Here is a 20,465-nt window from a genome sequence, read left to right on the forward strand (position 1 = left end):
GCCGACGGATCGGCGCGCCCCCCGCTTCAGTACGCCCCTTGTCCGTGGAGCACGGCCCGCAGCGTCTTCCACAAGATCACCGTGTCCAGGGCGAGCGACCAGTCCTCGACGTAGCGCAGGTCGAGGCGGACCGCCTCCTCCCACGGCAGGTCGCTGCGCCCGCTGATCTGCCACAGGCCGGTGAGCCCCGGCTTGACCAGCAGCCGCCGCCGGATGTCCGGGCCGTACGCCGCAGACTCCTCGGGCAGCGGCGGCCGCGGGCCGACGAGCGACATGGATCCGGTCAACACGTTGAAAAGTTGCGGGAGTTCGTCGAGCGAGTAGCGGCGCAGCACGTGCCCCACCTTGGTCACCCGCGGGTCGCGCCGGAGCTTGAACAGCAGCCCCGCCCCCTCGTTGCGGTCGGCGAGAGAGGCCCGCTTCACGTGGGCGTCGGCGACCATGGTGCGGAACTTGACGATGGTGAACTCCCGGCCGTCCTTGCCCACCCTGCGCTGCCGGTAGAACACCCCGCCGCGGCTGTCCAGCAGGACGAACAGCCCGACGAGCACCATCAGTGGTGCGAACAGCAGGATCAGCAAGGCCGCGCCGAGGCGGTCGACGATCTCCTTGATCGCCCGCCGTCCCCCGGTGAACGCCGGCATGCTGACCCGAAGCAGCGGTATCCCCAGTACCGCGTCGACGTGCAGCCGCGGTCCCGCCACCTCCATCAGCACGGGGGCCACGACCATCTCGGCCTCGCTGCCCTCCAGGTTCCAGGCGAGGCGCTGCAGCCGGTCCGGCGTCCAGTGCGGGTCCGGGGTGACCGCGACGACCCGGTAGCCGTCGCGCGAGACATGGCTCGCGACGTCCGTCAGAGGGCCGACCACCGGCACTCCGTCCAGCCGGTCACCGTCGACGCCGTGGCCGTCCGTCGTGCAGACGGCCTCCACCTGCCAGCCGATGTGCGGGAACTTGCGGGTTCTGCTGATCAGGTCGCGCACGGTGGCCGGACTCCCTGCGGCCAGCACCGGACGCAGACAACGTCCTTCCTTGCGCTGTCTGTGCAGCCACAGCCGCAGCAGATAGCGCGCGGTCATCGTCACCAGCGCGATCGCGGGGATCGCGACGAAGATCCAGAGCTTGATGTTGCGCGAGGTGAGGGCGATCCCACCGAGCGCGAGGACGACGGTCGCCGCGAACAGCGAGCGCCCGAGCCGGCGGAATTCCTCGGCGCCCTGGCCGAGCACGGCCGGAGCCCACGAGCGGCTCACCGCCAGCGCCCCCAGCACCAGCAACTCGGTGCCGAACGCCAGGATCTTCCACTTCTCGTGCCAGTTGGCGGCGTCCCTGACCCCGAAGAACCCCCCGAAGGCCGCCACCACGACAGCGGTGGCCACCGTATCGCTGATGATCACGATGCGGCGGTAACGCTGCTCCCAGTCGCTCGCGGGCCTTCGCAGTGCCCCGTTCACCGGACGACCGCTGACCGGCGGGAACGGGCTGATCAATTCCCCCTGCTGTACAGCCCCGTCCGAGTCGCCAGCGGGTTCGACGTGCTCGCCCAACACGGTTACTCCCCCCTCGGGAGGCCGCCGCCCCCCGTGCTGTGTCCCCTCCTCGGGAGGCCCCCCGCCCCCCGCACCGCACTGCTCCTCCCCCTCGGGAGGCCCCCGCCTCCCGTGCATGAATCACCGGCTGGTTCAGCGCGGCGTGCGCGATCCGCTCAGTCGGTCGCGGACGTGACCCGCTGATCGGAACCCGGGGACCGAGTCGCCCGGAATTCCCTCGACCTCTTCGGCGCTCCCCGCGCCCAAGGTCCCCCTGTCGGGCACCACGAAACGATCACCCCCCGTTCGAATCCGGTGCGGCGGCGGTCGGTCGCGCGCCACACCAGCCCCCATAGTTCATCATTTGTCGCCTAGTGTCCCGGCATGTGAAGCACGGTCAATCTAGACCATTGAGGCCGCCCACAGAGAGGGATGTGTGGAATTTGTGGTCAAGGTTTGAAGTTGCCTGCATGATCAGCCATTCTCGGCGGGATTCCGCCCCTCCGCTCCGGCTCGGCACCCGGACACGACGAAGCCCGCCCAGGTCACGTACCGGGGCGGGCTTCTGATGGAGTGTCACATCTTGGGCGCCTGCGCGATGAAGGTGTCCAGCACGCCGTCGGCCACCTTGATCGGGCCCTGCGGTCGCGTGGTGCCAGGGATGGTGGTGATGGCGGAGGCCCGCTTCGCCAGGTCGGCCGCCTTCGTGAAATCCGACTCCCCACCGCCGGAGCCGAGTTGGGCGCGCAGCCCGTCCAGCGTGGCGCTCAGGGCGCCGCCCCACAGGTCGAGGGCGTCGAGCCACGGCTTCGTCTGCGCGAGGAAGGCCGGATCCCGCACGCCGTCGCGGATCTGCTCGGGGGCACCGGCGAGCACCTCGGCATAGGCCGAAAGCTTGCGCAGCGCGGCCTGCCGCTCGGCGTCCGATCCGCCGTCCCACGCCGTGCGGAACTCGTCGAGGCGGGAGGCGAGTTCGGGCGCCTGCGGCTGCCAGTTCGTGTCGCCGAAGGTCGGCGCGAGGTGCTCGGTGTCGAAGAAAGCGAGCAGGGCCCGCGCGGTGTCCCGGTCGCCGCCGGCCAGGTAGTCGGCGGACGCCCGCCAGGTGCGGTCGGGATCGTAGTCCTCGTCGTTCCACGCGAACGATGCGCCACCGAAGAGCGCGACCTTGCTCGGCGCCGCCTGGTTCATCGGGTTGAGCACGATGCCGCTCAACTCCTTGTGCAGACCGGCTTCCCGCTTGTCGTACGGGGCCATCAGGAGCCGTCCGGTGGTCTGCCCGTAGTCGTTCACCGGATAGTTGTCCCAAAGGAACACCTTGCGGCCCCACACGGTGGAGGCGGCCTTGGCGTCCGCGAGGCTGATGGCGGGCGGCACGACATCGGTGCCGGTCCACTGCACGACGACCTTCGGGTCCAACTTCTCGCGCAGCACCGACTTGTACGCGGAGTCCGCCGTGTCGGAGTACTCGGTGGGCACGAACTGGAGCGGCTTGGCGCCCTCATGGGTGTCGATGAAGTCCTGCTGCACCGCGTTGAGCAGATCGGTCTGCGCCTGCCCCGCGGCGGCCCGCCCCGGCGCCCCGTACTTCGCCTGGTCGCCGTCGCAGTTCCACTTGGTGTAACTGATGTCGTCGAGCGCCACATAGAAACTGCGCGCGCCCTGGTCGTACAGCGAACCCAGCTTCTCCTTCAGCGCCTTCACGTCGTCGGGGTCGCTGTAACAGACCGAAAGGCCCGGCGAGAGCGCGTACGTGAAGTCGACATGGTGGTCGGCGGCCTTCTGGATCAACTCGCGCAGATCGGCGAGCTTGTCGGCGGGGTATGGGGTGCGCCACTTCTCCCGCAGGTACGTGTCGTCCTTCGGCGTGTAGATGTACGTGTTGGCCTTGACGTCGCCGTAGAAGGCGAGTTGGTCGACACGGTCGCTGTGCGACCAGGGGGCGCCGTAGAAGCCCTCGATGCTGCCGCGCAGCGGCATGCTCGGGTAGTCGGTGATCGAGACGGCGGCGATGCGGTGCGCCCCGGTCACCAGCTGACGCAGCGTCTGCGCGGCGTAGTAGACGCCGTCACCGTCGTTTCCGGCTAGGACAACGATGTCACCTCGGGCGGAGCCACGGGAGGCGAGGGAGTAGCCCTCCGGGTTCAGGGTGCCGGGCACGGTGCCGCCCGCGCCCTTGAGGGCGGCCGCGACCGCGCTGTCCTTGATGGAACCGGCCACGACGGTCAACACGCCTGGCGCCGCTGCCCTGCTGGCGGCGTCGGCGGCCTTGACGGTGTCGACGGACCGGACCCCGGCGGCGGCCAGCGCCCGCTTGACGACCGCGATGCTCGACGCGTCGACGCCGTCCCCCAGGACCAGGCGCGCACGGTTCGGGACCCGCAGGGCGGCGCCCGCCGGTCTCATGTCCTGCGGAGTGGGTGTGACGACGGGCAACTTGGCCGCCGATTCCGCACCGGTGGCGCCCGGCGCACCGTCGACCGCCTGGGCGGGAACGGCGACCGCCCCCAGGGTCAGCAGGAGCGCGGCACCGGCGAGCACGGGGCGGGAAACACGGGGGAGACAGGACGAATGACGTTCAGACATACGGGACACTGCACCTCCACGGAAGCGGACCCTCACCTTCGGGCGAGGGCACGTGGTCTAAACCACCACCCATCCCTGACGGTGTCAAGATCCCGCGCCCGAGTGGGAGTTGACCCTCAGGGCTCTTCCGGCCCGTCCTCGTCCAGCTCGAACCAGACCGTCTTCCCCTCCGGCTCCGGGCGCAGGTTCCAGCGGTGGGCCAGGAGGTCGAGGAGGACGAGGCCGCGGCCCGAGGAGGAGAGTTCACCGGGGGCCCGGCGGGCGGGGACCTCGTCGCTGCGGTCGGAGACCTCCACGCGCAGCCGGCGGTGCCCCTCCGCGCCGCTGATGTCGGCGCGCAGGACCGCGGCCTGCTCGGTGTGGATCAGTACGTTGCCGAGGAGTTCGGAGACGAGCAGGAGGGCGGTGTCCACCTGCTCGGGGCGGGCCCAGTCGTGGAGCAGGCCCTGGAACTCGATGCGGGCGTCGGCGATGCCCTGCGCCTGGTCCTGCTCGAGGGTGAACCGCAGATTGCGCCCGGGCCCGTCGGCGTGGTCGTCGCGCGGGTCGCGACGCAGGAGCAGCAGGGCGATGTCGTCCTCGGTGAAGGAGGTGACGGGCCGGTCGCCCGGCTGTGTGGCCTGCGGGGCCACGACCGCGTTCAGGAGCCGGTCGGCCATGCCGCCGATGTCGTCGGGACCGCCCGGCGTCAGTGCGCCCCGCACCCGGAGCCAGCCGGAATACATGTCGTGGCCGCCGGACTCGATCAGGCCGTCCGTGCAGAGCATGAGGATCTCGTTCTCACGCAGCGTGACGACACTGACCGGGTAGTCGTCCTCGCCGAGGTCGAGCCCCAGGGGCAGACCGCCGCGCACGTGCTTGAGCAGGCAGGTGCCGTCCGGCAGCCGCAGCACCGGGTGCGGATGGCCTGCGCGGGCGATGCGGAGCGTGCCGGTCTCGGGGTCGGCCTCCAGATAGATGCAGGTGGCGAAGCGGCCTTCGCCCAGTGAGGCGAGGAAGTGGGAGGCGCGGACGAGGACGGCGTCGGGGCCGTGCCCCTCGGCGGCGTATGCGTGGATGGCGGTGCGCAGTTGCGACATCAGCCCGGCAGCCGGCACGTCGTGGCCCTGGACGTCGCCGATCACCAGGCCGAGGCGCCCGTTGGGCAGGGTGATGCTGTCGAACCAGTCGCCGCCGACCATGAGCCCGCCGCCGGTGGGGACGTAACGCGCGGTGACGGTGAGTCCTTCGGGGCCGGGGCCGATGCGGCCCATGCTGCTGCGCAGGCTCTGCGAGAGGGCGTGGTCCGCCTCGCCGTCGTAGGTCTGCTCGATGCACCGGCCGAGCAGCCGGGCGAGGGTGACGAGGAAGGTGCCGATGCCGCCGGTCATCTCCACCGCGGCGTCGAACGCGGCCATCCACACGCCGGTGAGCTGCCCGTACGTGGTGAGCGGCAGGAACGCCCACGCCTCGTACCGCTCCCGGTCGGCGTACGCGGGGGCGGCCGGGAAACGGTCCCGGTACTCCTGCGACGAGGTCAGCACCACGGGCCGCCCGGTCCTGGCCACCTGCGCGGCGGGGTGGTCCGCACGCAGCGGCAGCCGGAACGTGTCGGCCGCATGCTCGCTCAGGCCGAACCGGCCGACGCAGTGCAGCATTTCCCGGTCCGAGCGGAAGACCGCCTGGCCGCTCAGCGGGAACGTGGCGTCGGCCAGCTGGGCGATGAGGGTGAGCGCCTCCCCCAGTGAGGCGACGCCCGCCAGGGCGTGCCCGGTGACGAGCACGTCGGTGTCGCGGTGGCTCGTGCGGGGCGGGGCCTGGTCCGAGCCGGCGCCGGGCCCTCCGGAGGCCGGGCCCGCCAGCCGATTGAGCACGTCGACCTGGCGCACCTCGGCGTCGTACACCTCGGACTCCCCGTGCTCCTCGGGCTCCTCTTCGGGGAGTCCGCGCTCGCGCCCGCCACCCACCTGCGGCACTCCCCTCGGCTCGACGCACTCCGGCTCCCCCATCGTCCGACGATCGGCCGCACGGCGCCTGCTCGCGCACGCCATGCGGGCGACCTCGCGGCGCGCCCGACCAGGGCGGAGCCCGGTCGGGCGGCTGGGCCGGCCGCGTCACCAGGAGGACTTGGTGACCCCCGGCAGATGTCCGGCGTGCGCCTCCTCCCGCAGTCGTACGCGGGACAGGCCGAACTTGCGCACGTGGCCGCGCGGCCTGCCGTCCACGCTGTCGCGGTTGCGGACCCGGGTCGCGCTGGCGTCGCGCGGCTGGCGGCGCAGTTCGGCCAGGGCGGCGGCGCGCTCGGCCTCGGGGGTGCCGGGGCGCCGGAGGAGCTCCTTCAGGACCGCGCGCCGTGCGGCGTACCGCTCGACGATCGCCTTCCGCCGCTCGTTCTTCGCGATCTTGCTCTGCTTCGCCATCAGACCTTTCCTCCTCGCGCGCGGATCCGCGCGACCGCGGCCTCGACGCCGATGACGTCGACCGTCTTGACGCCTCGTGCGCTCAGGGTCAGCCGCACGCTGCGGCCCTCGCTGGGCAGCCAGTAGCGCTTGCGCTGGATGTTCGGGTCGAAGCGGCGGGAGGTGCGCCGGTGCGAGTGGGAGATGCGGTTGCCGAAGCGCGGTGCCGCGCCGGTCAGTTGGCAGTGGGCGGACATGCGGTGCCTCTCTGTTCGTCAGCTGTCGTCTGTGGTGCCGGTCATGAACATGGCCCAGTTATTGAACATGGAAACCATTGCCATATAGTAGCGGCATGGCACGCAACGAACTGCGCCCGATCCTCAAACTCCGCTCGACGGCGGGGACGGGCTACACCTACGTCACCCGCAAGAACCGCAGGAACGACCCGGACCGCCTGGTCCTGCGCAAGTACGACCCCGTGGCCGGCCGCCACGTCGACTTCCGCGAAGAACGCTGAGCGCTCGTCCGCACGACCATCCGCAACCTTTGGAGTCCGCCATGAAGCCCGGCATCCACCCGGCCTACCGGCCCGTCGTCTTCCGCGACAAGGCCGCCGGATTCGCCTTCCTGACCCGTTCCACGCTCACCACCGACCGCACCGTCGAGTGGGAGGACGGCCGCACCTATCCCGTGTACGACGTCGAGGTCTCCTCGGCGAGCCACCCCTTCTACACCGGCACCGCCCGCGTCATGGACACCGCGGGCCGCGTCGAGCGCTTCGAACGTCGCTTCGGCCGTCGAGGGGCCCGGTGATGCGGGGCCAGGACCGGCTGCCCGTCGTGATCGTCGGCGGGCTGCACAGCGAGGCGCGCCGGGAGGTGGTGCGGGGCCTGCTCGACGAGGTGCCGTCCAGCGTGGCCCTGCACCACGACCTCGGCACCGCACCGTCGGGGACCGTGACCCGCACCATTCGGGACGCGTCCGGTGAACTGAGCCGCGGCGAGGCGCCGTTGGTGAACGACTGCGCCTGCTGCGCCCTGCGCGAGGACCTCGTCCCCGAGCTCGAACGACTCGCTTCGGACGGGCTGAGCCGCCTGGCCGTCGTGGAGCTGTGGGACTCCGTGGAGCCGCAGGCCATGGCGGACGTCGTGGCGGCGCACGGCGCCCCGGCGCTGCAGCTGACCGGGGTCGTCACGGCCGTCGACCCCGCGCTCGTCCTTCCCTGCCTGGGCAACGGTGACGACCTCGCCGAGGCCGGGCTCGCGGCGGCCGCCGGCGATCAGCGGACGGTCGCGGACACCTGGGCCCGGCAGCTGGAGTACGCCTCCGTGGTCGCCGTCGTCGAGAGTCCGGAGGCGGACGAGGAGGACCGGGCGCTGCTCGCCCAGCTCCACCCGACGGGGCGGCAGGTGGCGGCCCGGTCGACGGAACTGGCGCGGCTCGCCCTGGCCGGGTTCGACGTCGAGGCGGCGCGCACCGCCCAGCACCCGGCCAGCGCCCGGCTGCCGCAGGAGGCGGAGGAGGCCGGGGTGGGCACCCTCGTGTGGCAGCGGCACCGGCCGTTCCATCCGCAGCGGCTGTTCGACGCCCTGGAGGACCTGTGCTGCGCCGCCGCCCGTAGCCGGGGGCGCTTCTGGCTCGCGGACCGGCCCGACACCCTGCTGTCCTGGGACGCGGCGGGCGGTGCCCTGGGCGTCGACGACTGCGGCCCCTGGCTGCACGCACTGCCCGACGCCGCCTGGGAGTTGGTGCCGCCCGAGCGGCGCGCGGCGGCGGCCATGGACTGGCACCCGGAGCACGGCGACCGCTGCCAGCACCTCGTGTTCACCTCCCCCGCCCTCGACCGCCAGGGCCTGACCGCGCTGCTCGACTCCTGCCTGCTCACCGACGACGAGTACCGCGCCGGTCCGACCGGGTGGAGCCGGCTCCCCGCCGCGTTCGACCCGCTCCTCGACCCCGCGCGCTGACCCACCGAAAGGAACCCGACATGCCCCGTACCCGCACCCCGCGCAAGCCCGCCAAGCCGCGCCCGAACCCGCTCGACGCGGCCGGCATCACCTACGTCGACTACAAGGACACCGACCTGCTGCGCCAGTTCATCTCCGACCGCGGCAAGATCCGCAGCCGCCGCGTCACCCGCCTGACGGTCCGCCAGCAACGTCAGGTGACGGCCGCCGTCAAGAACGCGCGGGAGATGGCGCTGCTGCCGTACGCGAGCCGGTGACCCGGCGGCGGCTGCGGGCAGACCGGGCGCAGGTCCGCAGCCGCGCCGTCGTTCCAGTCTTCGCGGGCCGCCTACCGTGCGGGCGGCAGGCGATAGACCGACACGTGCGACGGGGACTCGGCGGTGAACTCCGCGCCCTTCCAGTCCGCATGCCTGGACTCCAGCCGGAATCCCGCCAGTTGGGCCATGAGGTCGAGTTCGGCGGGCCAGATGTACCGGTGCGGGCTGCGTTGCAGCCGGGCCTGCTTCGTCCCGTCCTCGAACCAGAAGTGGTGCGACACGACGTGCTGGCGCAGGACGTCGTAGGTGTCGAGCAGGATGTAGCCCGGATCGGCCTCGCCGACGTGGCCTTCTGGCCCGGCGGCAGCCTGCGCAGCTCGGGCACCCACAGCTCGACGACGAACCGGCCGCCGGGGGCCAGGTGCCGGGCCGCGTTGCGGAAGCACTCGACCTGCTCGGCCTGGGTGAGCAGGTTGGAGATGGTGTTGAAGACGAGGTAGACGAGCGCGTACTCGCCGGGCGCGGTGGCGGTCGCCATGTCGCCGACGACCACGGGGATCGACGCCTCGTCCGCCTTGGCGCGCAACTGCTCCAGCATCGGGCGCGACAGCTCGATCCCCGCGACGGGCACGCCCCGTTCGGCGAGCGGCACGGCGACGCGGCCGGTCCCGATGGCCAGTTCGAGTGCGGCGTCGCCGCCCGCGAGTTCGGCGAGGCGGTCCACGGCCGGGTCCAGTACCTCGGGCGAGAAGTGCGCGGCGCTGTCCGTGTCATAGCGCCGAGCGACCTCGGCGTCCCAGATCTCCGCTTGGTCCATGCGGTCCACGCTCGCGGCCGGCCCGATCACGTGTCCACCGATTTGTTCGGCAGGGGAGCCCGCCACGGACTCCCCTGCCGCCCCGCTCAGTCCTTGTAGTCCGGCGCGATCCGCTCCACGAGCCGGAGCAGCGCGCCCCAGGCCAGGTCGTACGCGATGTCGTCCTCGACGTCCGAGGACGCCTCGCCCTCGCCCGTGAGCTGCTGGGCGGTGTACTCGCAGACCTGCTCGGAGGGGATGATCAGCCCGCCGCCGGCCTGGGCGGTGACCTGGATCTCGCAGGCCTTCTCCAGGTAGTACATGCGCAGGAACGCCTGCTTGGCACTCTCGCCGACCGTCAGCAGGCCGTGGTTGCGCAGGATCAGCGCGGGGTGGCCGCCGAGGTCCTCGACGAGGCGCTGCTGCTCGTCGAAGTTGAGGGCCACGCCCTCGTAGTCGTGGTAGCCGACGCGGTTGTGGAACTCCATCGACATCTGGTTGACGGGGAGCAGCCCGCCCTGCTGCGCGGCGACGGCGCAGCCGGCCTTGGTGTGGGTGTGCAGCACGCAGTGGGCGTCGGGGCGGGCCTTGTGGATCGCGCTGTGGATCATGAAGCCGGCCGGGTTGACGGGGTGCGGGCTCGGCTCCACCGCGTTGCCGTCGAGGTCGATCTTCACGAGGTTCGAGGCGGTGATCTCCTCGAAGAGCAGGCCGTAGGGGTTGATCAGGAAGTGGTTGTCCGGACCCGGGAGGCGCTGCGAGATGTGCGTGAAGATCAGGTCGGTCATGCGGAAGTGGGCGACCAGGCGGTAGACGGCGGCCAGTTCGCGGCGCAGGCGCAGCTCTTCCTGGGCGGCGTCTTCGGTCGTGACGGGGGCGCTGAGGGTGTCGGTCACGCGAGGGCTCCTTGAGCGTGGGTCGTGGGGTCGACGACGGGGGTGTGCGGGCGCCCGGTGGTCCACCAGGCGATGACGTTGCGCGCGGGTTCGGTGACGTAGGCGCGCAGGGAGGCGTCGGTGAGGAAGGCACTGTGCGGGGAGAGCAGCAGGCGCGGGTGGCTGCGCAGCCGGTCGTCCGCGGCGGGCGGTTCGACGGGGAAGACGTCGAGGGCGGCGCCCGCGAGCCGGCCGCTGTCGAGGGCGGCGAGGAGGGCGTCCGGGACGACGAGGTCGCCCCGGGAGACGTTGACCAGGACGCTGCCGGGGCGCATGCGGGCCAGCAGGCCGGCGTCGACCATGCCCCTGGTCTGCGGGGTGGAGGGGGTGTGCAGCGACAGGACGTCGGCGCACTCCACGAGCGTGTCCAGGTCGAGCCGTTCGACGCCCTCGGGCCAGTCGGTGGCGCGCGGGTCGTGGGCGACGATCCGGCCGAAGAGGGGCGCGGCAAGCCGGGCGAGGGTGCGGGCGATACGGCCCATGCCGACCAGGCCGAGCGTCAACTCGCTTGCGCGGCGCGGCACTTCGGCGAAGTCGGTGTTCCAGCCGCCGCCGCGGACCACGGCGTCCGCCTGCGTCAGGCGTCGGGTCAGGCTGAGCGCCTGGGCGAGCGCGTGCACGGCGACGTCCTCGGTCGCCGAGTGCGGCAGATTCGCCACCCACAGGCCGCGCCGCTCCGCCTCGGCGGTGTCGATCATGTCGTAGCCGGCGGACATGGTGGCGACCATCCGCACCTTGGGCAGGCGGTCGAGGAGGTCGGCGTCCACGCGCGCGTACCCGACGATCAGCGCGTCGGCGTCGTGCGCGGCCGCGGCGATGGCCTCCGGGTCCCGGCTGCCGACGACGCGCGCCTCGCAGCCGGCGTCGGCGAGGAGACGGACGCCCGGTTCGGGATCCAGTTCCTCGGTGTCGGTGATCACGACGACGGGTCGCGGCACGTCATCCTCCAGGGCCATCAGCAATGATTCGATCGACTTACCGGAGTCGAACTTACGTTTCGACTGCCACATTTGTCCAGACCGAACGAGACGGTCGCCCATCCGGTGACCGACAATGAACGCGCGTCCGGCCGGGCGCGCACCGGACCACCAAGGGGAACAGCACGTGGATCTCGACGAGACCGACCTGGGCATCGTGCGCGAGCTGCAGGGCGACGGCCGCCTCACCTACGAGACGCTGGCGCAGCACGTGGGCCTGTCCCGGCCCGCGGCGCGGATGCGCGTGCAGCGACTCCAGGAGTCGGGCGCCGTACGGGTCGTGGCGATCGTGCACCCGGCCGTGCGCGACCTGTCGGCCTCCGCGCATCTGGCGATCGACACCGACGGACCGGCGGGCCCGGCGGCGCGCGCGATCGCCGCACTGCCCGAGGCGCCGTTCGTGACGCTGACCAGCGGGCGGCGCGCCATCATGACCGAGCTGCGCACCGCGGGCTTCGGCGCGCTGGAGCGGACCATCGAGCAGATCCGGGCACTGCCGGGCGTACGCGCGGTGGACGCGCTCGTCGCGACGCGGCACGTGAAGGACCCCTACCTCCTCACCCGGGAGCCGACCGTGAGCGCGCTCGACGCGGTGGACGAGCGGATCCTCGCCGAGCTGGAGGACGACGGCCGCCTGGCCTTCGCGGAGCTCGCCGCGCGCGTCGGCCTGTCGGCGGGCGCGACCCGCGCGCGCACCCTGCGCCTGCTGGACGGCGGGGTCGCCAAGGTGGTGGCCCTGGTCCGCCCCGACGTGCTCGGCATGGGCTATCTGTGCGGCTTCAGCCTGCGGGCGGACGGCGCGGCGGCCGACGTCGCCGAACGGGTGGCCACCTTCGGGCGCGTGACGTTCCTGTCGACGTGCCTGGGCGGCGCGGACCTGGTCGGCACCATCACCGCCGAATCGTTCGCGGCGGTGCGCGCCACGCTCGAGGAGATGCGCGAGCTGCCCGCCGTACGCGAGGTGGAGAGCTGGCTGCACCTCGAACTCATCAAGGAGCGGTACGACTTGGGGCCGCGCACGGACTGACCGGCCGCACGACACCGGGGCACACAGTCGATACGGAACCAGAGCGGCGATTCAACTTTACAAACATTCATCACCTCGCCCTCTGGTCAATCAGTCGTTCGCTATCTATGGTTCAGCGAGCCGAATCGTCTGTCGGCACCCCCCTGTACGTTCCCGGTCGAAAGCAGGCCTGCCATGCCCCGCTCCCCCGAGCACACGCTCCTCGTCACCGGCGCCGCCGTAGCGGCCGCCGGCACCACCGTCCGGGCCGAGGCCCTCGCCGTGCGCGGCGAGCGCATCGTGCACGTCGGCACCGAAGCGGAGGCCCGCGCCGCGCTCGGCGGCCGGGTCGACGAAGAGCTGCGCCTCGACGGCGGCCTCGTCCACCCCGGCTTCGTCGACGCCCACTGCCACCCGGTGATGTACGGGCAGGCGCTCGCCTGGGTCGACCTGCGGCCCGAGCGTGTCCCGGACATCGACACGATGGTCGAGGTGCTGCGCGAGGCCGCCCGCGAGCTGCCCGCCGGGGTACCGGTGCGCGGCTTCGGCTACGAGCACCGGCGGCTCGCCGAGGGCCGCCACCCCAGCTGCCACGACCTGGACCGCGTCGCCGACGACCGCGAGGTCTACGTCATGAACGCCTCCGGGCACGGCGGCGTCGTCAACTCCCACACCCTGCGCACCTGCAAGATCACCGCGGGCACCCCGCAGCCCGAGGGCGGCTCCATCGGCCACTTCGAGGACGGCGAGCCCGACGGACAGCTGTGGGACGCGGCCTGCGACCTGCTCACCGGACCGGCCGGCGTGAAGATCGGCAACCACGGACCGAACTTCCACCTGTCCGAGCCCGACGAGATCATGGCCGATCATCTGCTGCGCGCCCAGGAGGTGTTCCTCGCCGCCGGTGTCACCACGATCGGCGACGCGCAGGTCTCGCGCCGCGAGATGGAGACGTACCTGCGGGCGCGCTCCGACGGCTCGCTGCGGATGCGCGTGTCCGCCTATCTGACCTCCGCGCTGCTCGACACCGCCCTGGAACTGGGCGCGGTGCGCGGCTTCGGCGACGACCTGTTCCGCGTCCAGGGCGTGAAGTTCTACGCCGACGGCACGCTCGGCGGCTGGACCGCGTACTTCCCCGAGGGGTACGCCGCCGACTGCTGCCACCACGGGCAGCTGTACCACTCGGTCGAGGAGTACGCGGAGATCGTGCGCCGTGCCCACGCGGCCGGCCTGCAGACCGCGACGCACGCCCAGTCCCCGTACGCCATCGGCATGGTGCTCGACGCCATCGAGAAGGCGCAGGCCGACCGGGAGCGCCCCGACATGCGGCACCGCGTCGAACACTCGGGGCTTCCGACGGACGAGCAGATCGAGCGGATGGGCGCGCTCGGCGTCGTCCCCGTCATGCAGCCGCAGCACCATCTGCGCACCGGTGACGGCACGTTGACCGCGATCGGCGAGATGGGGCACCGCTACAACCCGGCGGGGCACTGTCCCGAGGCCGGCGTCCCGGTCGTGTTCTCCTCGGACGCGCCGGTCGCCCCGCCCGCCCCGCTGGAGGCGGTGGCCGCCGCGGCCACCCGGCGCACGGTGCTCGGAACCGTTCTTGGCGACGAGTCGTTGCGGCTGCCGGTCGAGGCGGGTCTGCATGCGCACACCGCGGCCGCGGCGAGCGCGCTGCACCGTGAGGATGCGGTCGGCGCGCTTGCCTCCGGAATGCTGGCGGATTTCGTCGTGCTGGATGCCGATCCGTTGACCGTGCCCGCGGAGGAGTTGGCCGGGATTCGCGTTCGTGAGACGTGGATCGGCGGCGCCCGAGCGTGGGCGCGTAGCGCGTAGCGGGTGTCGTTGTGGCCGAGTCGTGGTGTGGCCGTGCCGGATGGTGCGCCACACCGTGGCTGGGCTCGCGCGGTTCCCCGCGCCCCTGATTGACACGCCGCACCGTGGTTGCGGTTGCGCAGTTCCCCGCGCCGCTGGAAACCCCCTGAACAGCCCCCCACCCCCCCGTCCCCGACCGCACTCATTCGCCGGAGGTCCCCTTGTCGGACCGCACCACCTCGCCCAAGCCACAGAGCCCCTACCGGTCGGCGCTCGCCGCGCTGTCCGGCACATCCATCGAGTGGTACGACTTCTACGCCTTCGCCACCGCCGCGGCGATCGTGTTCAACGACGTCTTCTTCCCCGCCGACATGCCCACGGCCCTGAAGACGATCTCGTCCTTCGCCACCTTCGCCGTCGGCTTTCTGCTGCGTCCGCTCGGCGGCATCGTCTTCGGGCACATCGGCGACCGCGTCGGCCGTAAGAAGACGCTCGTCATCACGCTCCTGATGATGGGCATCGCCTCGTTCGCGATCGGCCTGCTGCCGACGTACGACCAGGTCGGCGTCCTGTCGCCGATCCTGCTGATCACGCTGCGCCTCGTCCAGGGCATCGCGATCGGCGGCGAGTGGGGCGGCGCCGTGCTCATCGCCGTCGAGAACGCGCCCAAGGGCAAGTCCACCTTCTTCGGCTCGTTCGCCCAACTCGGCTCATCCGTGGGCGCATTGCTCTCGACCGGCATGTTCAGCCTCATGAACCTGTTCGGTGACTCCGCGTTCAACAGCTGGGGCTGGCGCGTACCGTTCCTCGCCTCCGCGATCCTCGTCGTCATCGGCCTGGTGGTGCGCACCAAGCTGGAGGACTCCCCGGTGATGGACGAGATCCACGCCGCGGAGGCAGAGAAGGAGGAGCCGAGCCGGCTGCCCGTCGCCGAGGTCCTGCACAAGGACTGGAAGACGGTCCTGACCGGGGTCTTCGCCCTGGCCACCGCGACCGGCGGCTACTACGTGGTGACCAGCTATCTGCTCTCGTACGGCACCGAGTCGCTGCACCTGTCGGGGTCGATGCTGCTCAACGGCCTCTCGCTGGCCGCGTTCCTGGAGCTGGTGGTCACCCCGCTGCTCGCGCTGCTGGGCGACAAGGTGGGCGCGCACAAGGTCGTGGTCGCCGGTCTCGCCGGTGTCGTGCTGCTGTCGATCCCGCAGTTCATGGTGCTCGGCGGCGGCAGCGTCGTACTGATCTATCTGATGATGCTGGCGATGCGCCTGGTGATGTCGGCGCTGTACGGGCCGATGGCCGCGATCCTGGCCGACGGCTTCGCCCCGCACGTCCGCTACACCGGCATCTCGCTCTCCTACCAGGTCTGCAACATGATCTTCGCGGGCTTCGCCCCGGTCACCGCGGTCTGGCTGTCCTCGCTGGCCGGCGGGGCGTACTGGCCGCCGGCCGCCGCCCTGATGGCGGTCTCCGTGATCGGCATCTGGTGCACACTGCGGCTGCGGGTGTACTTCGAGCGCCGTGTCGCGACCGAGTCCTCGGCAGCGACACGGGAGGCGGTGCCCGCCGCCGCGACGCAGACGGGAGTTTGACGACAGGTCCTAGTAACGCTGGGCCTTGGCCACTCTCGCCTTGAGATGCGGCTCGGGGGGCTTGGTGCTGATCGCCAGCGGCTGCGCCCTGTCCCCCGCCTTCAGGTCCTCGGCTCCGACGACCTTGGACTCGACCACCTTGCCGTCGGAGTCGCTGAAGTCGACCTGCACCGCGTACGAGGCGGTCTTGTCGGTGGTGTTGGTGATGTGGACGACGACGGCGCGCACGCCCTTCGTGTCCGCGAGGCGCTTGCCGGTCAGCTCGACGTCGCGCACCGCGTTGCCCTCGCCGTCCACCTTGTCCAGCTGCTTGGTGAACTCCTGGCGCTTGCGCTCCAGGTTCGCCGAGACGGACGCCTCGAACTCGCTGGCCCGCGCCGAGGCCGACTTGGCGACCGCGGAGGTGGAGGCCTTGATCGACTCCTTCTTCGACTCCAGTGCCGAGGGCGGCGTACCGGAGAACCTCGACGCGTCCGGGGAGCTGGCCGACGCACTGGGGCTCGCGCCCGCGTCCTTCTCGCTGTCCGACCCGCACGCCGCGAGCGCCAGCACGCCCGCCAGCGCGCAGGCGAGCGGCGCGACCGTCGTCCGCCCGCGCATCAGAACCTCAGCACCGCGGCGACGCGCCCGGCGTCCGCGAGGGTGTCGTCGGGGACGAACACCACCTCCGCGCCGGTCTCCAGGGCGGACTCGACGACCTCGTCGACGATGTCGTGCACGGCGTCCAGATCGTCGTCGGCGGCCGGCTCCAGATGGCCCTCGCCGGCCCGCACGGTGATCCGGTAGTTCTCCTCGACGACGAGCCGGCGGATCCGCCCGTCCTGGGCCTCCTGCCACACCTCGTCCACACCGGCCGCGTACTTCTTCTCTCCGCGCGCCTCCTCCAACAGGTCCAACGCCTCGGCGACGGCCAGGCGCGCCGCTTCGTCCCGGGCCGGGGCCACCGCCTGCGCCACCTCGTCGGGGGTGCCCTGCGCGAGGCCGCCGACCGGCACCTCGATCGCTCCCTGCGCGGCGCTGCCGACCTCCGTCAGCAGCGTCAGTGCGGCCGGCTCCCCGGTGACGTAGAGCGGCCTGGGCTCCTCGCCGAGCACATCGCTCAGCTCGGTGTCCGCGTCCCGGAAGAACTGGCGGGCCTGCTCGTCGCGGTAGGTGCTGGGCAGGTCGCCGACGCGCTCCTTGCGTTCGGCGTCCGGGTCCTCGAGGCTGCGGGTCAGCGGGAAGCCGTGCTCCGTGTTCTCCGTGACGCGCTCGCCGCGGCCGTCCCACAGCGTGATCCGGTCGGCCGCGAGGGCCAGCACCCAGTAGGCGCGCCGCGCGGCGTCGGCGGCGACCAGGTTGCGGGTCAGGAAGGTGTCGGCGACCACGACCCGCTCGGGAACGTCGCGGTCGACGACCCAGGCCTGGTGCTCGCCCGGCGCGGCGAAGACGACGAGGCCGTCGCGCACATGGGCGAGGTCGATCTCCTGGACCGCCTCCCGAAGCTGCGCGACGACGTCCTCCTGCCGTTCCTTCGTCACCGCGGGGTCCGCCGACAGCTGGCGTTCCGCCTCGCTGACAAGGTTCCCGAGCCGGACCGGGTCCTGGGCGTTCTCCGGTCGTCGCCGGTGGGTGGGCATCGCCAGGGACACGGCGGGATAGGTCCGCGGCTCACGCAGCTCGCGAAGGATCACCGGGGTCAATGAGGAATGCATGGCTGCTTGTCCTTCTCCTGAGACGGCTCGCACCATGCTGCCCACAACTCGCACAATCGGCCATTTGGGATGGATAGCCCGTGACGCACCTAAGCGCTGAAAAGGTGCAGCCATCAACGTATTGGTAGAAAACTGTTCAGCGAGCGTCCCAGCTCCCCCGCACCGCAACCGAAGGGGACGTGATGGAGCAGCAAGACTCCACGGAGTCCCAGACCTCCCCACCGCCCGCGAAACTGGCCCTGTTCACCCTCACCACCATGGTCATCGGCTCCATGGTCGGCGCCGGGGTGTTCTCCCTCCCGGCGCGCTTCGCCGAGCAGACGGGGGTGGCCGGAGCACTCATCTCCTGGGCGATCGCCGGTACGGGCATGCTCATGCTCGCCTTCGTCTTCCAGTCGCTCGCCGTGCGCCGACCCGATCTGGACGCGGGCGTCTACGCCTACGCGAAGGCCGGCTTCGGCGAGTACGTGGGATTCTTCTCCGCCTTCGGCTACTGGGCCAGCTCCTGCGTCGGCAACGTGACGTACTGGGTGCTGATCATGTCGACGGTCGGCACGATCTGGTCGGGGCTCGGCGAGGGCGACACCGCGCTCGCCGTGATCCTCTCCTCCGTCGGCCTGTGGGCGTTCTTCCTGATGATCCGGCGGGGCGTGAAGGAGGCCGCGGCGATCAACAAGATCGTCACCGTGGCCAAGGTCGTGCCGATCGTCATCTTCGTGATCCTGGCGCTCGTCTTCTTCGACCCGAGCGTGTTCGCCGACAACTGGGGCGGCGCCGACTACGCGGGCTCCCTGTTCAGCCAGGTCAAGGGCACGATGCTGGCCACCGTCTTCGTCTTCCTCGGCGTGGAGGGCGCCAGCGTCTACTCGCGGCACGCCAAACGCCGCGAGGACATCGGCAAGGCCACGATCCTCGGCTTCCTGAGCGTCTTCGCCATCTTCGCCTCCGTCGTGATCGTCAGCTACGGGATCATGCCGATGAGCGAGATCGCCGAGCTGCGCCAGCCGTCCATGGCCGGCGTCCTGGAGGACGCGGTCGGCACCTGGGGGAAGGTCTTCATCAGTGTCGGCCTGATCGTGTCCGTGCTCGGCGCCTATCTGGCGTGGACGCTGATGGCCGCCGAGGTGCTGTTCGTCGCGGCGAAGGACGACGACATGCCGCGCTTCCTGCGCCGCGCCAACGCCGCGGACGTGCCCATGCCGGCGCTGCTCATGACAACACTGCTCACCCAGGTCGTCCTCGTCATCACCGCGTTCTCCGACGACGCGTTCAACTTCGCGCTCGATCTGACCAGCGCGCTCTCGCTCATCCCGTATCTGCTCGCGGCCGCGTTCGCCGCGAAGATCGGGCTGCGCCCCGATCCGCTGACCGCGGGCGGCGGCCGCACCTCGAACCGCGAACTCACCATCGCGTGCGTGGCCGTGATCTACACGGCGTTCCTGCTGTACGCGGCGGGGCTGAAGTTCGTCCTCGTCTCGCTGATCTTCTACGCCCCGGCCACCGTCCTGTTCGTGATGGCCCGCCGCGAGCAGGGGCGCCGCCTGTTCTCGCCGCGCGAGTTCGTCATCCTCGCCGTCTCCGTCATCGGCGCGGTGATCGGCATCGTCGCCCTGGCCGCCGGCTGGATCAGCCTGTGACCGTCCCGTCCCACCCTCGCCCCGGGAGGCTCCCCGTGACCGACCCCGACAGCTCCGCTCCCGTTCCCTACGGCGTCCACTCCGAGGTGGGCCGGCTGCGCAAGGTCCTCGTCTGCGCGCCGGGGCTCGCGCACCGCAGGCTGACCCCGACCAACGCGGACGACCTGCTCTTCGACGACGTGATGTGGGTGGAGAACGCCCAGCGCGACCACGCCGACTTCGTCAACAAGCTGCGCGGGCGCGGCGTCGAGGTCGTCGAGCTGCACGAGCTGCTCGCGGAGACGATGGCGGTCCCCGGGGCCAGGTCCTGGCTCCTGGACCGGAAGATCGTCGCAAATCAGGTCGGGCTCGGCCTGATCGACGACACCCGGGCGTTCCTGGAGGGTCTCGATCACCGGCAGCTCGCCGAGTACCTCATCGGCGGTCTCGCCACCACGGACCTGCCCGACGACTACCGCTCCCCCTACGTGTCCCTGGCGCGCGAATCCACCGGCGTACGCGAGTACTTGATGCCGCCCCTGCCCAACACCCTCTACACCCGCGACACCACCTGCTGGCTCTACGGCGGCCTCACCCTCAATCCGCTGTACTGGCCGGCGCGGCACGACGAGACGCTGCTGATGAAGGCGGTCTACGAGTTCCACCCGGACTTCGCGGGCTCGACCGTGTGGTGGGGCGACCCCGAGCAGGACTGGGGGCAGGCGAGCTTCGAGGGCGGCGACATCATGCCCGTCGGCAAGGGCATCGTCCTGATGGGCATGAGCGAGCGCACCTCACGGCAGGCCATCACGCAGGTCGCGGCCTCCCTGTTCGAGAACGGCGCCGCCGAGCGCGTCATCGTCGCCGGGATGCCGAAGCTGCGCTCCGCGATGCACCTGGACACCGTCTTCACCTTCGCCGACCGCGACATCGTGACGCTGTACCCGAAGATCATGGACGCGGTGCACACGTTCTCGCTGCGCCCGAGCGACAGGGCGCCGGGCCTGGAGATCACCGACGAGGGCTCGGCCGCGTTCACCGACGTCGTCGCGAAGGCGCTCGGCATCGGCGACCTCCAGGTGATCGAGACGGGCGGCGACGTGTACGCCTCCGAGCGCCAGCAGTGGGACAGCGGCAACAACGCGGTCGCCCTGGAGCCCGGCGTGGTCTTCACCTACGACCGCAACACCCAGACGAACACGCTGCTGCGCAAGGCGGGCGTCGAGGTCATCACCATCGTCGGCGCCGAACTGGGCCGGGGGCGCGGCGGCGGCCACTGCATGACCTGCCCCATCAGCCGGGACCCGCTCGACTATTGAG

General features: G+C 71.3%; 18 protein-coding genes and 1 pseudogene. 9 read left to right on the forward strand and 10 right to left on the reverse strand.

Translation table 11 applies throughout. The features are described from left to right. Positions 1-26: 26 nt before the first annotated feature. The 5 genes from ACIA8D_RS35925 to rpmB form a co-directional block, all read right to left on the reverse strand. Positions 27-1,667, reverse strand: coding sequence for a sugar transferase (locus tag ACIA8D_RS35925; protein ID WP_399238591.1), 1,641 nt, complete (start codon positions 1,665-1,667; stop codon positions 27-29). Between the two features lie 438 nt (positions 1,668-2,105). Further along, positions 2,106-4,112: a beta-N-acetylglucosaminidase domain-containing protein gene (locus tag ACIA8D_RS35930; RefSeq protein WP_399238593.1), complete on the reverse strand. Its 2,007-nt coding sequence runs from the start codon at positions 4,110-4,112 to the stop codon at positions 2,106-2,108. 116 nt (positions 4,113-4,228) lie between these two features. Further along, positions 4,229-6,100, reverse strand: a complete 1,872-nt coding sequence (locus ACIA8D_RS35935) for a SpoIIE family protein phosphatase (RefSeq protein WP_399238595.1) — start codon at positions 6,098-6,100, stop codon at positions 4,229-4,231. A 105-nt stretch (positions 6,101-6,205) separates the two neighbouring features. Next, on the reverse strand, positions 6,206-6,511 hold the full coding sequence (gene rpsN, locus ACIA8D_RS35940) for a 30S ribosomal protein S14 (protein ID WP_399238597.1): 306 nt from the start codon (positions 6,509-6,511) through the stop codon (positions 6,206-6,208). Further along, complete coding sequence (gene rpmB, locus ACIA8D_RS35945) at positions 6,511-6,747, reverse strand: 50S ribosomal protein L28 (protein ID WP_266718003.1); 237 nt, start codon at positions 6,745-6,747, stop codon at positions 6,511-6,513. Before rpmB ends, rpsN begins: the two co-directional genes overlap by 1 nt. A 95-nt stretch (positions 6,748-6,842) precedes the next feature. Between rpmB and rpmG the strand changes: the two genes are divergently transcribed. The 4 genes from rpmG to rpsR are packed head-to-tail and all read left to right on the forward strand — an operon-like array spanning position 6,843 to position 8,714. After that, complete coding sequence (gene rpmG / locus ACIA8D_RS35950) at positions 6,843-7,007, forward strand: 50S ribosomal protein L33 (protein WP_399238600.1); 165 nt, start codon at positions 6,843-6,845, stop codon at positions 7,005-7,007. 41 nt (positions 7,008-7,048) lie between these two features. Further along, complete coding sequence (locus ACIA8D_RS35955; protein WP_399238602.1) at positions 7,049-7,303, forward strand: type B 50S ribosomal protein L31; 255 nt, start codon at positions 7,049-7,051, stop codon at positions 7,301-7,303. Next, on the forward strand, positions 7,303-8,457 hold the full coding sequence (locus tag ACIA8D_RS35960; protein WP_399238604.1) for a CobW family GTP-binding protein: 1,155 nt from the start codon (positions 7,303-7,305) through the stop codon (positions 8,455-8,457). Before ACIA8D_RS35955 ends, ACIA8D_RS35960 begins: the two co-directional genes overlap by 1 nt. 20 nt (positions 8,458-8,477) lie before the next feature. Beyond that, on the forward strand, positions 8,478-8,714 hold the full coding sequence (gene rpsR, locus ACIA8D_RS35965) for a 30S ribosomal protein S18 (RefSeq protein ID WP_399238606.1): 237 nt from the start codon (positions 8,478-8,480) through the stop codon (positions 8,712-8,714). A 71-nt stretch (positions 8,715-8,785) separates the two neighbouring features. Here rpsR and ACIA8D_RS35970 read toward each other — a convergent pair. From ACIA8D_RS35970 to ACIA8D_RS35980, 3 genes and pseudogenes are all read right to left on the reverse strand, one after another. Beyond that, positions 8,786-9,531 (reverse strand): annotated as a pseudogene (locus ACIA8D_RS35970) (class I SAM-dependent DNA methyltransferase). 86 nt (positions 9,532-9,617) lie between these two features. Continuing rightward, entirely contained in the window at positions 9,618-10,406 is a 789-nt protein-coding gene (locus ACIA8D_RS35975) for a class II aldolase/adducin family protein (RefSeq protein ID WP_399238608.1), read from the reverse strand. After that, the gene (locus tag ACIA8D_RS35980; protein WP_399238610.1) at positions 10,403-11,401 is read right to left on the reverse strand and encodes a C-terminal binding protein; all 999 of its coding nucleotides are present in this window, start codon (positions 11,399-11,401) and stop codon (positions 10,403-10,405) included. Before ACIA8D_RS35980 ends, ACIA8D_RS35975 begins: the two co-directional genes overlap by 4 nt. A 148-nt stretch (positions 11,402-11,549) precedes the next feature. Between ACIA8D_RS35980 and ACIA8D_RS35985 the strand changes: the two genes are divergently transcribed. From ACIA8D_RS35985 to ACIA8D_RS35995, 3 genes are all read left to right on the forward strand, one after another. Continuing rightward, positions 11,550-12,449 carry an Lrp/AsnC family transcriptional regulator gene (locus ACIA8D_RS35985; protein WP_399238612.1) on the forward strand — a complete coding sequence of 300 codons (900 nt, stop codon included), beginning with the start codon at positions 11,550-11,552 and terminating at the stop codon, positions 12,447-12,449. 174 nt (positions 12,450-12,623) lie between these two features. Next, the gene (locus ACIA8D_RS35990; RefSeq protein ID WP_399238614.1) at positions 12,624-14,267 is read left to right on the forward strand and encodes an amidohydrolase; all 1,644 of its coding nucleotides are present in this window, start codon (positions 12,624-12,626) and stop codon (positions 14,265-14,267) included. Between the two features lie 200 nt (positions 14,268-14,467). After that, positions 14,468-15,835, forward strand: a complete 1,368-nt coding sequence (locus ACIA8D_RS35995) for an MFS transporter (protein WP_399238616.1) — start codon at positions 14,468-14,470, stop codon at positions 15,833-15,835. A gap of 9 nt (positions 15,836-15,844) precedes the next feature. Here ACIA8D_RS35995 and ACIA8D_RS36000 read toward each other — a convergent pair whose 3' ends face one another. Continuing rightward, a complete protein-coding gene (locus tag ACIA8D_RS36000) occupies positions 15,845-16,435 on the reverse strand; it encodes a hypothetical protein (RefSeq protein ID WP_399238617.1) in 591 nt (196 codons plus the stop codon). Then, on the reverse strand, positions 16,435-17,529 hold the full coding sequence (locus tag ACIA8D_RS36005; RefSeq protein WP_399238620.1) for a chemotaxis protein: 1,095 nt from the start codon (positions 17,527-17,529) through the stop codon (positions 16,435-16,437). Before ACIA8D_RS36005 ends, ACIA8D_RS36000 begins: the two co-directional genes overlap by 1 nt. A 182-nt stretch (positions 17,530-17,711) precedes the next feature. On the opposite strand from ACIA8D_RS36005, the gene ACIA8D_RS36010 reads away from it, so the two are divergent. Both ACIA8D_RS36010 and ACIA8D_RS36015 read left to right on the forward strand, forming a co-directional pair. After that, positions 17,712-19,166 (forward strand): basic amino acid/polyamine antiporter, encoded by a 1,455-nt coding sequence (locus tag ACIA8D_RS36010; RefSeq protein WP_399238622.1) that lies wholly within the window; start codon positions 17,712-17,714, stop codon positions 19,164-19,166. 35 nt (positions 19,167-19,201) lie between these two features. Then, positions 19,202-20,464, forward strand: coding sequence for an arginine deiminase (locus tag ACIA8D_RS36015; RefSeq protein WP_399238624.1), 1,263 nt, complete (start codon positions 19,202-19,204; stop codon positions 20,462-20,464). Position 20,465 lies beyond the last annotated feature (1 nt).

It is taken from the genome of Streptomyces sp. NPDC051684, assembly GCF_044453445.1.
Lineage (GTDB): Bacteria > Actinomycetota > Actinomycetes > Streptomycetales > Streptomycetaceae > Streptomyces.

Coding starts and splice junctions, on each gene's coding strand:
- ACIA8D_RS36010 (WP_399238622.1), top strand. CDS start 17,712: ATGGAGCAGCAAGACTCCACGGAGTCCCAGACCTCCCCACCGCCCGCG.
- rpmG (WP_399238600.1), top strand. CDS start 6,843: ATGGCACGCAACGAACTGCGCCCGATCCTCAAACTCCGCTCGACGGCG.
- ACIA8D_RS35980 (WP_399238610.1), bottom strand. CDS start 11,401: ATGGCCCTGGAGGATGACGTGCCGCGACCCGTCGTCGTGATCACCGAC.
- ACIA8D_RS35930 (WP_399238593.1), bottom strand. CDS start 4,112: ATGTCTGAACGTCATTCGTCCTGTCTCCCCCGTGTTTCCCGCCCCGTG.
- ACIA8D_RS35960 (WP_399238604.1), top strand. CDS start 7,303: ATGCGGGGCCAGGACCGGCTGCCCGTCGTGATCGTCGGCGGGCTGCAC.
- ACIA8D_RS35990 (WP_399238614.1), top strand. CDS start 12,624: ATGCCCCGCTCCCCCGAGCACACGCTCCTCGTCACCGGCGCCGCCGTA.
- rpmB (WP_266718003.1), bottom strand. CDS start 6,747: ATGTCCGCCCACTGCCAACTGACCGGCGCGGCACCGCGCTTCGGCAAC.
- ACIA8D_RS36005 (WP_399238620.1), bottom strand. CDS start 17,529: ATGCATTCCTCATTGACCCCGGTGATCCTTCGCGAGCTGCGTGAGCCG.
- rpsR (WP_399238606.1), top strand. CDS start 8,478: ATGCCCCGTACCCGCACCCCGCGCAAGCCCGCCAAGCCGCGCCCGAAC.
- rpsN (WP_399238597.1), bottom strand. CDS start 6,511: ATGGCGAAGCAGAGCAAGATCGCGAAGAACGAGCGGCGGAAGGCGATC.
- ACIA8D_RS35925 (WP_399238591.1), bottom strand. CDS start 1,667: ATGCACGGGAGGCGGGGGCCTCCCGAGGGGGAGGAGCAGTGCGGTGCG.
- ACIA8D_RS36000 (WP_399238617.1), bottom strand. CDS start 16,435: ATGCGCGGGCGGACGACGGTCGCGCCGCTCGCCTGCGCGCTGGCGGGC.
- ACIA8D_RS35935 (WP_399238595.1), bottom strand. CDS start 6,100: ATGGGGGAGCCGGAGTGCGTCGAGCCGAGGGGAGTGCCGCAGGTGGGT.
- ACIA8D_RS35955 (WP_399238602.1), top strand. CDS start 7,049: ATGAAGCCCGGCATCCACCCGGCCTACCGGCCCGTCGTCTTCCGCGAC.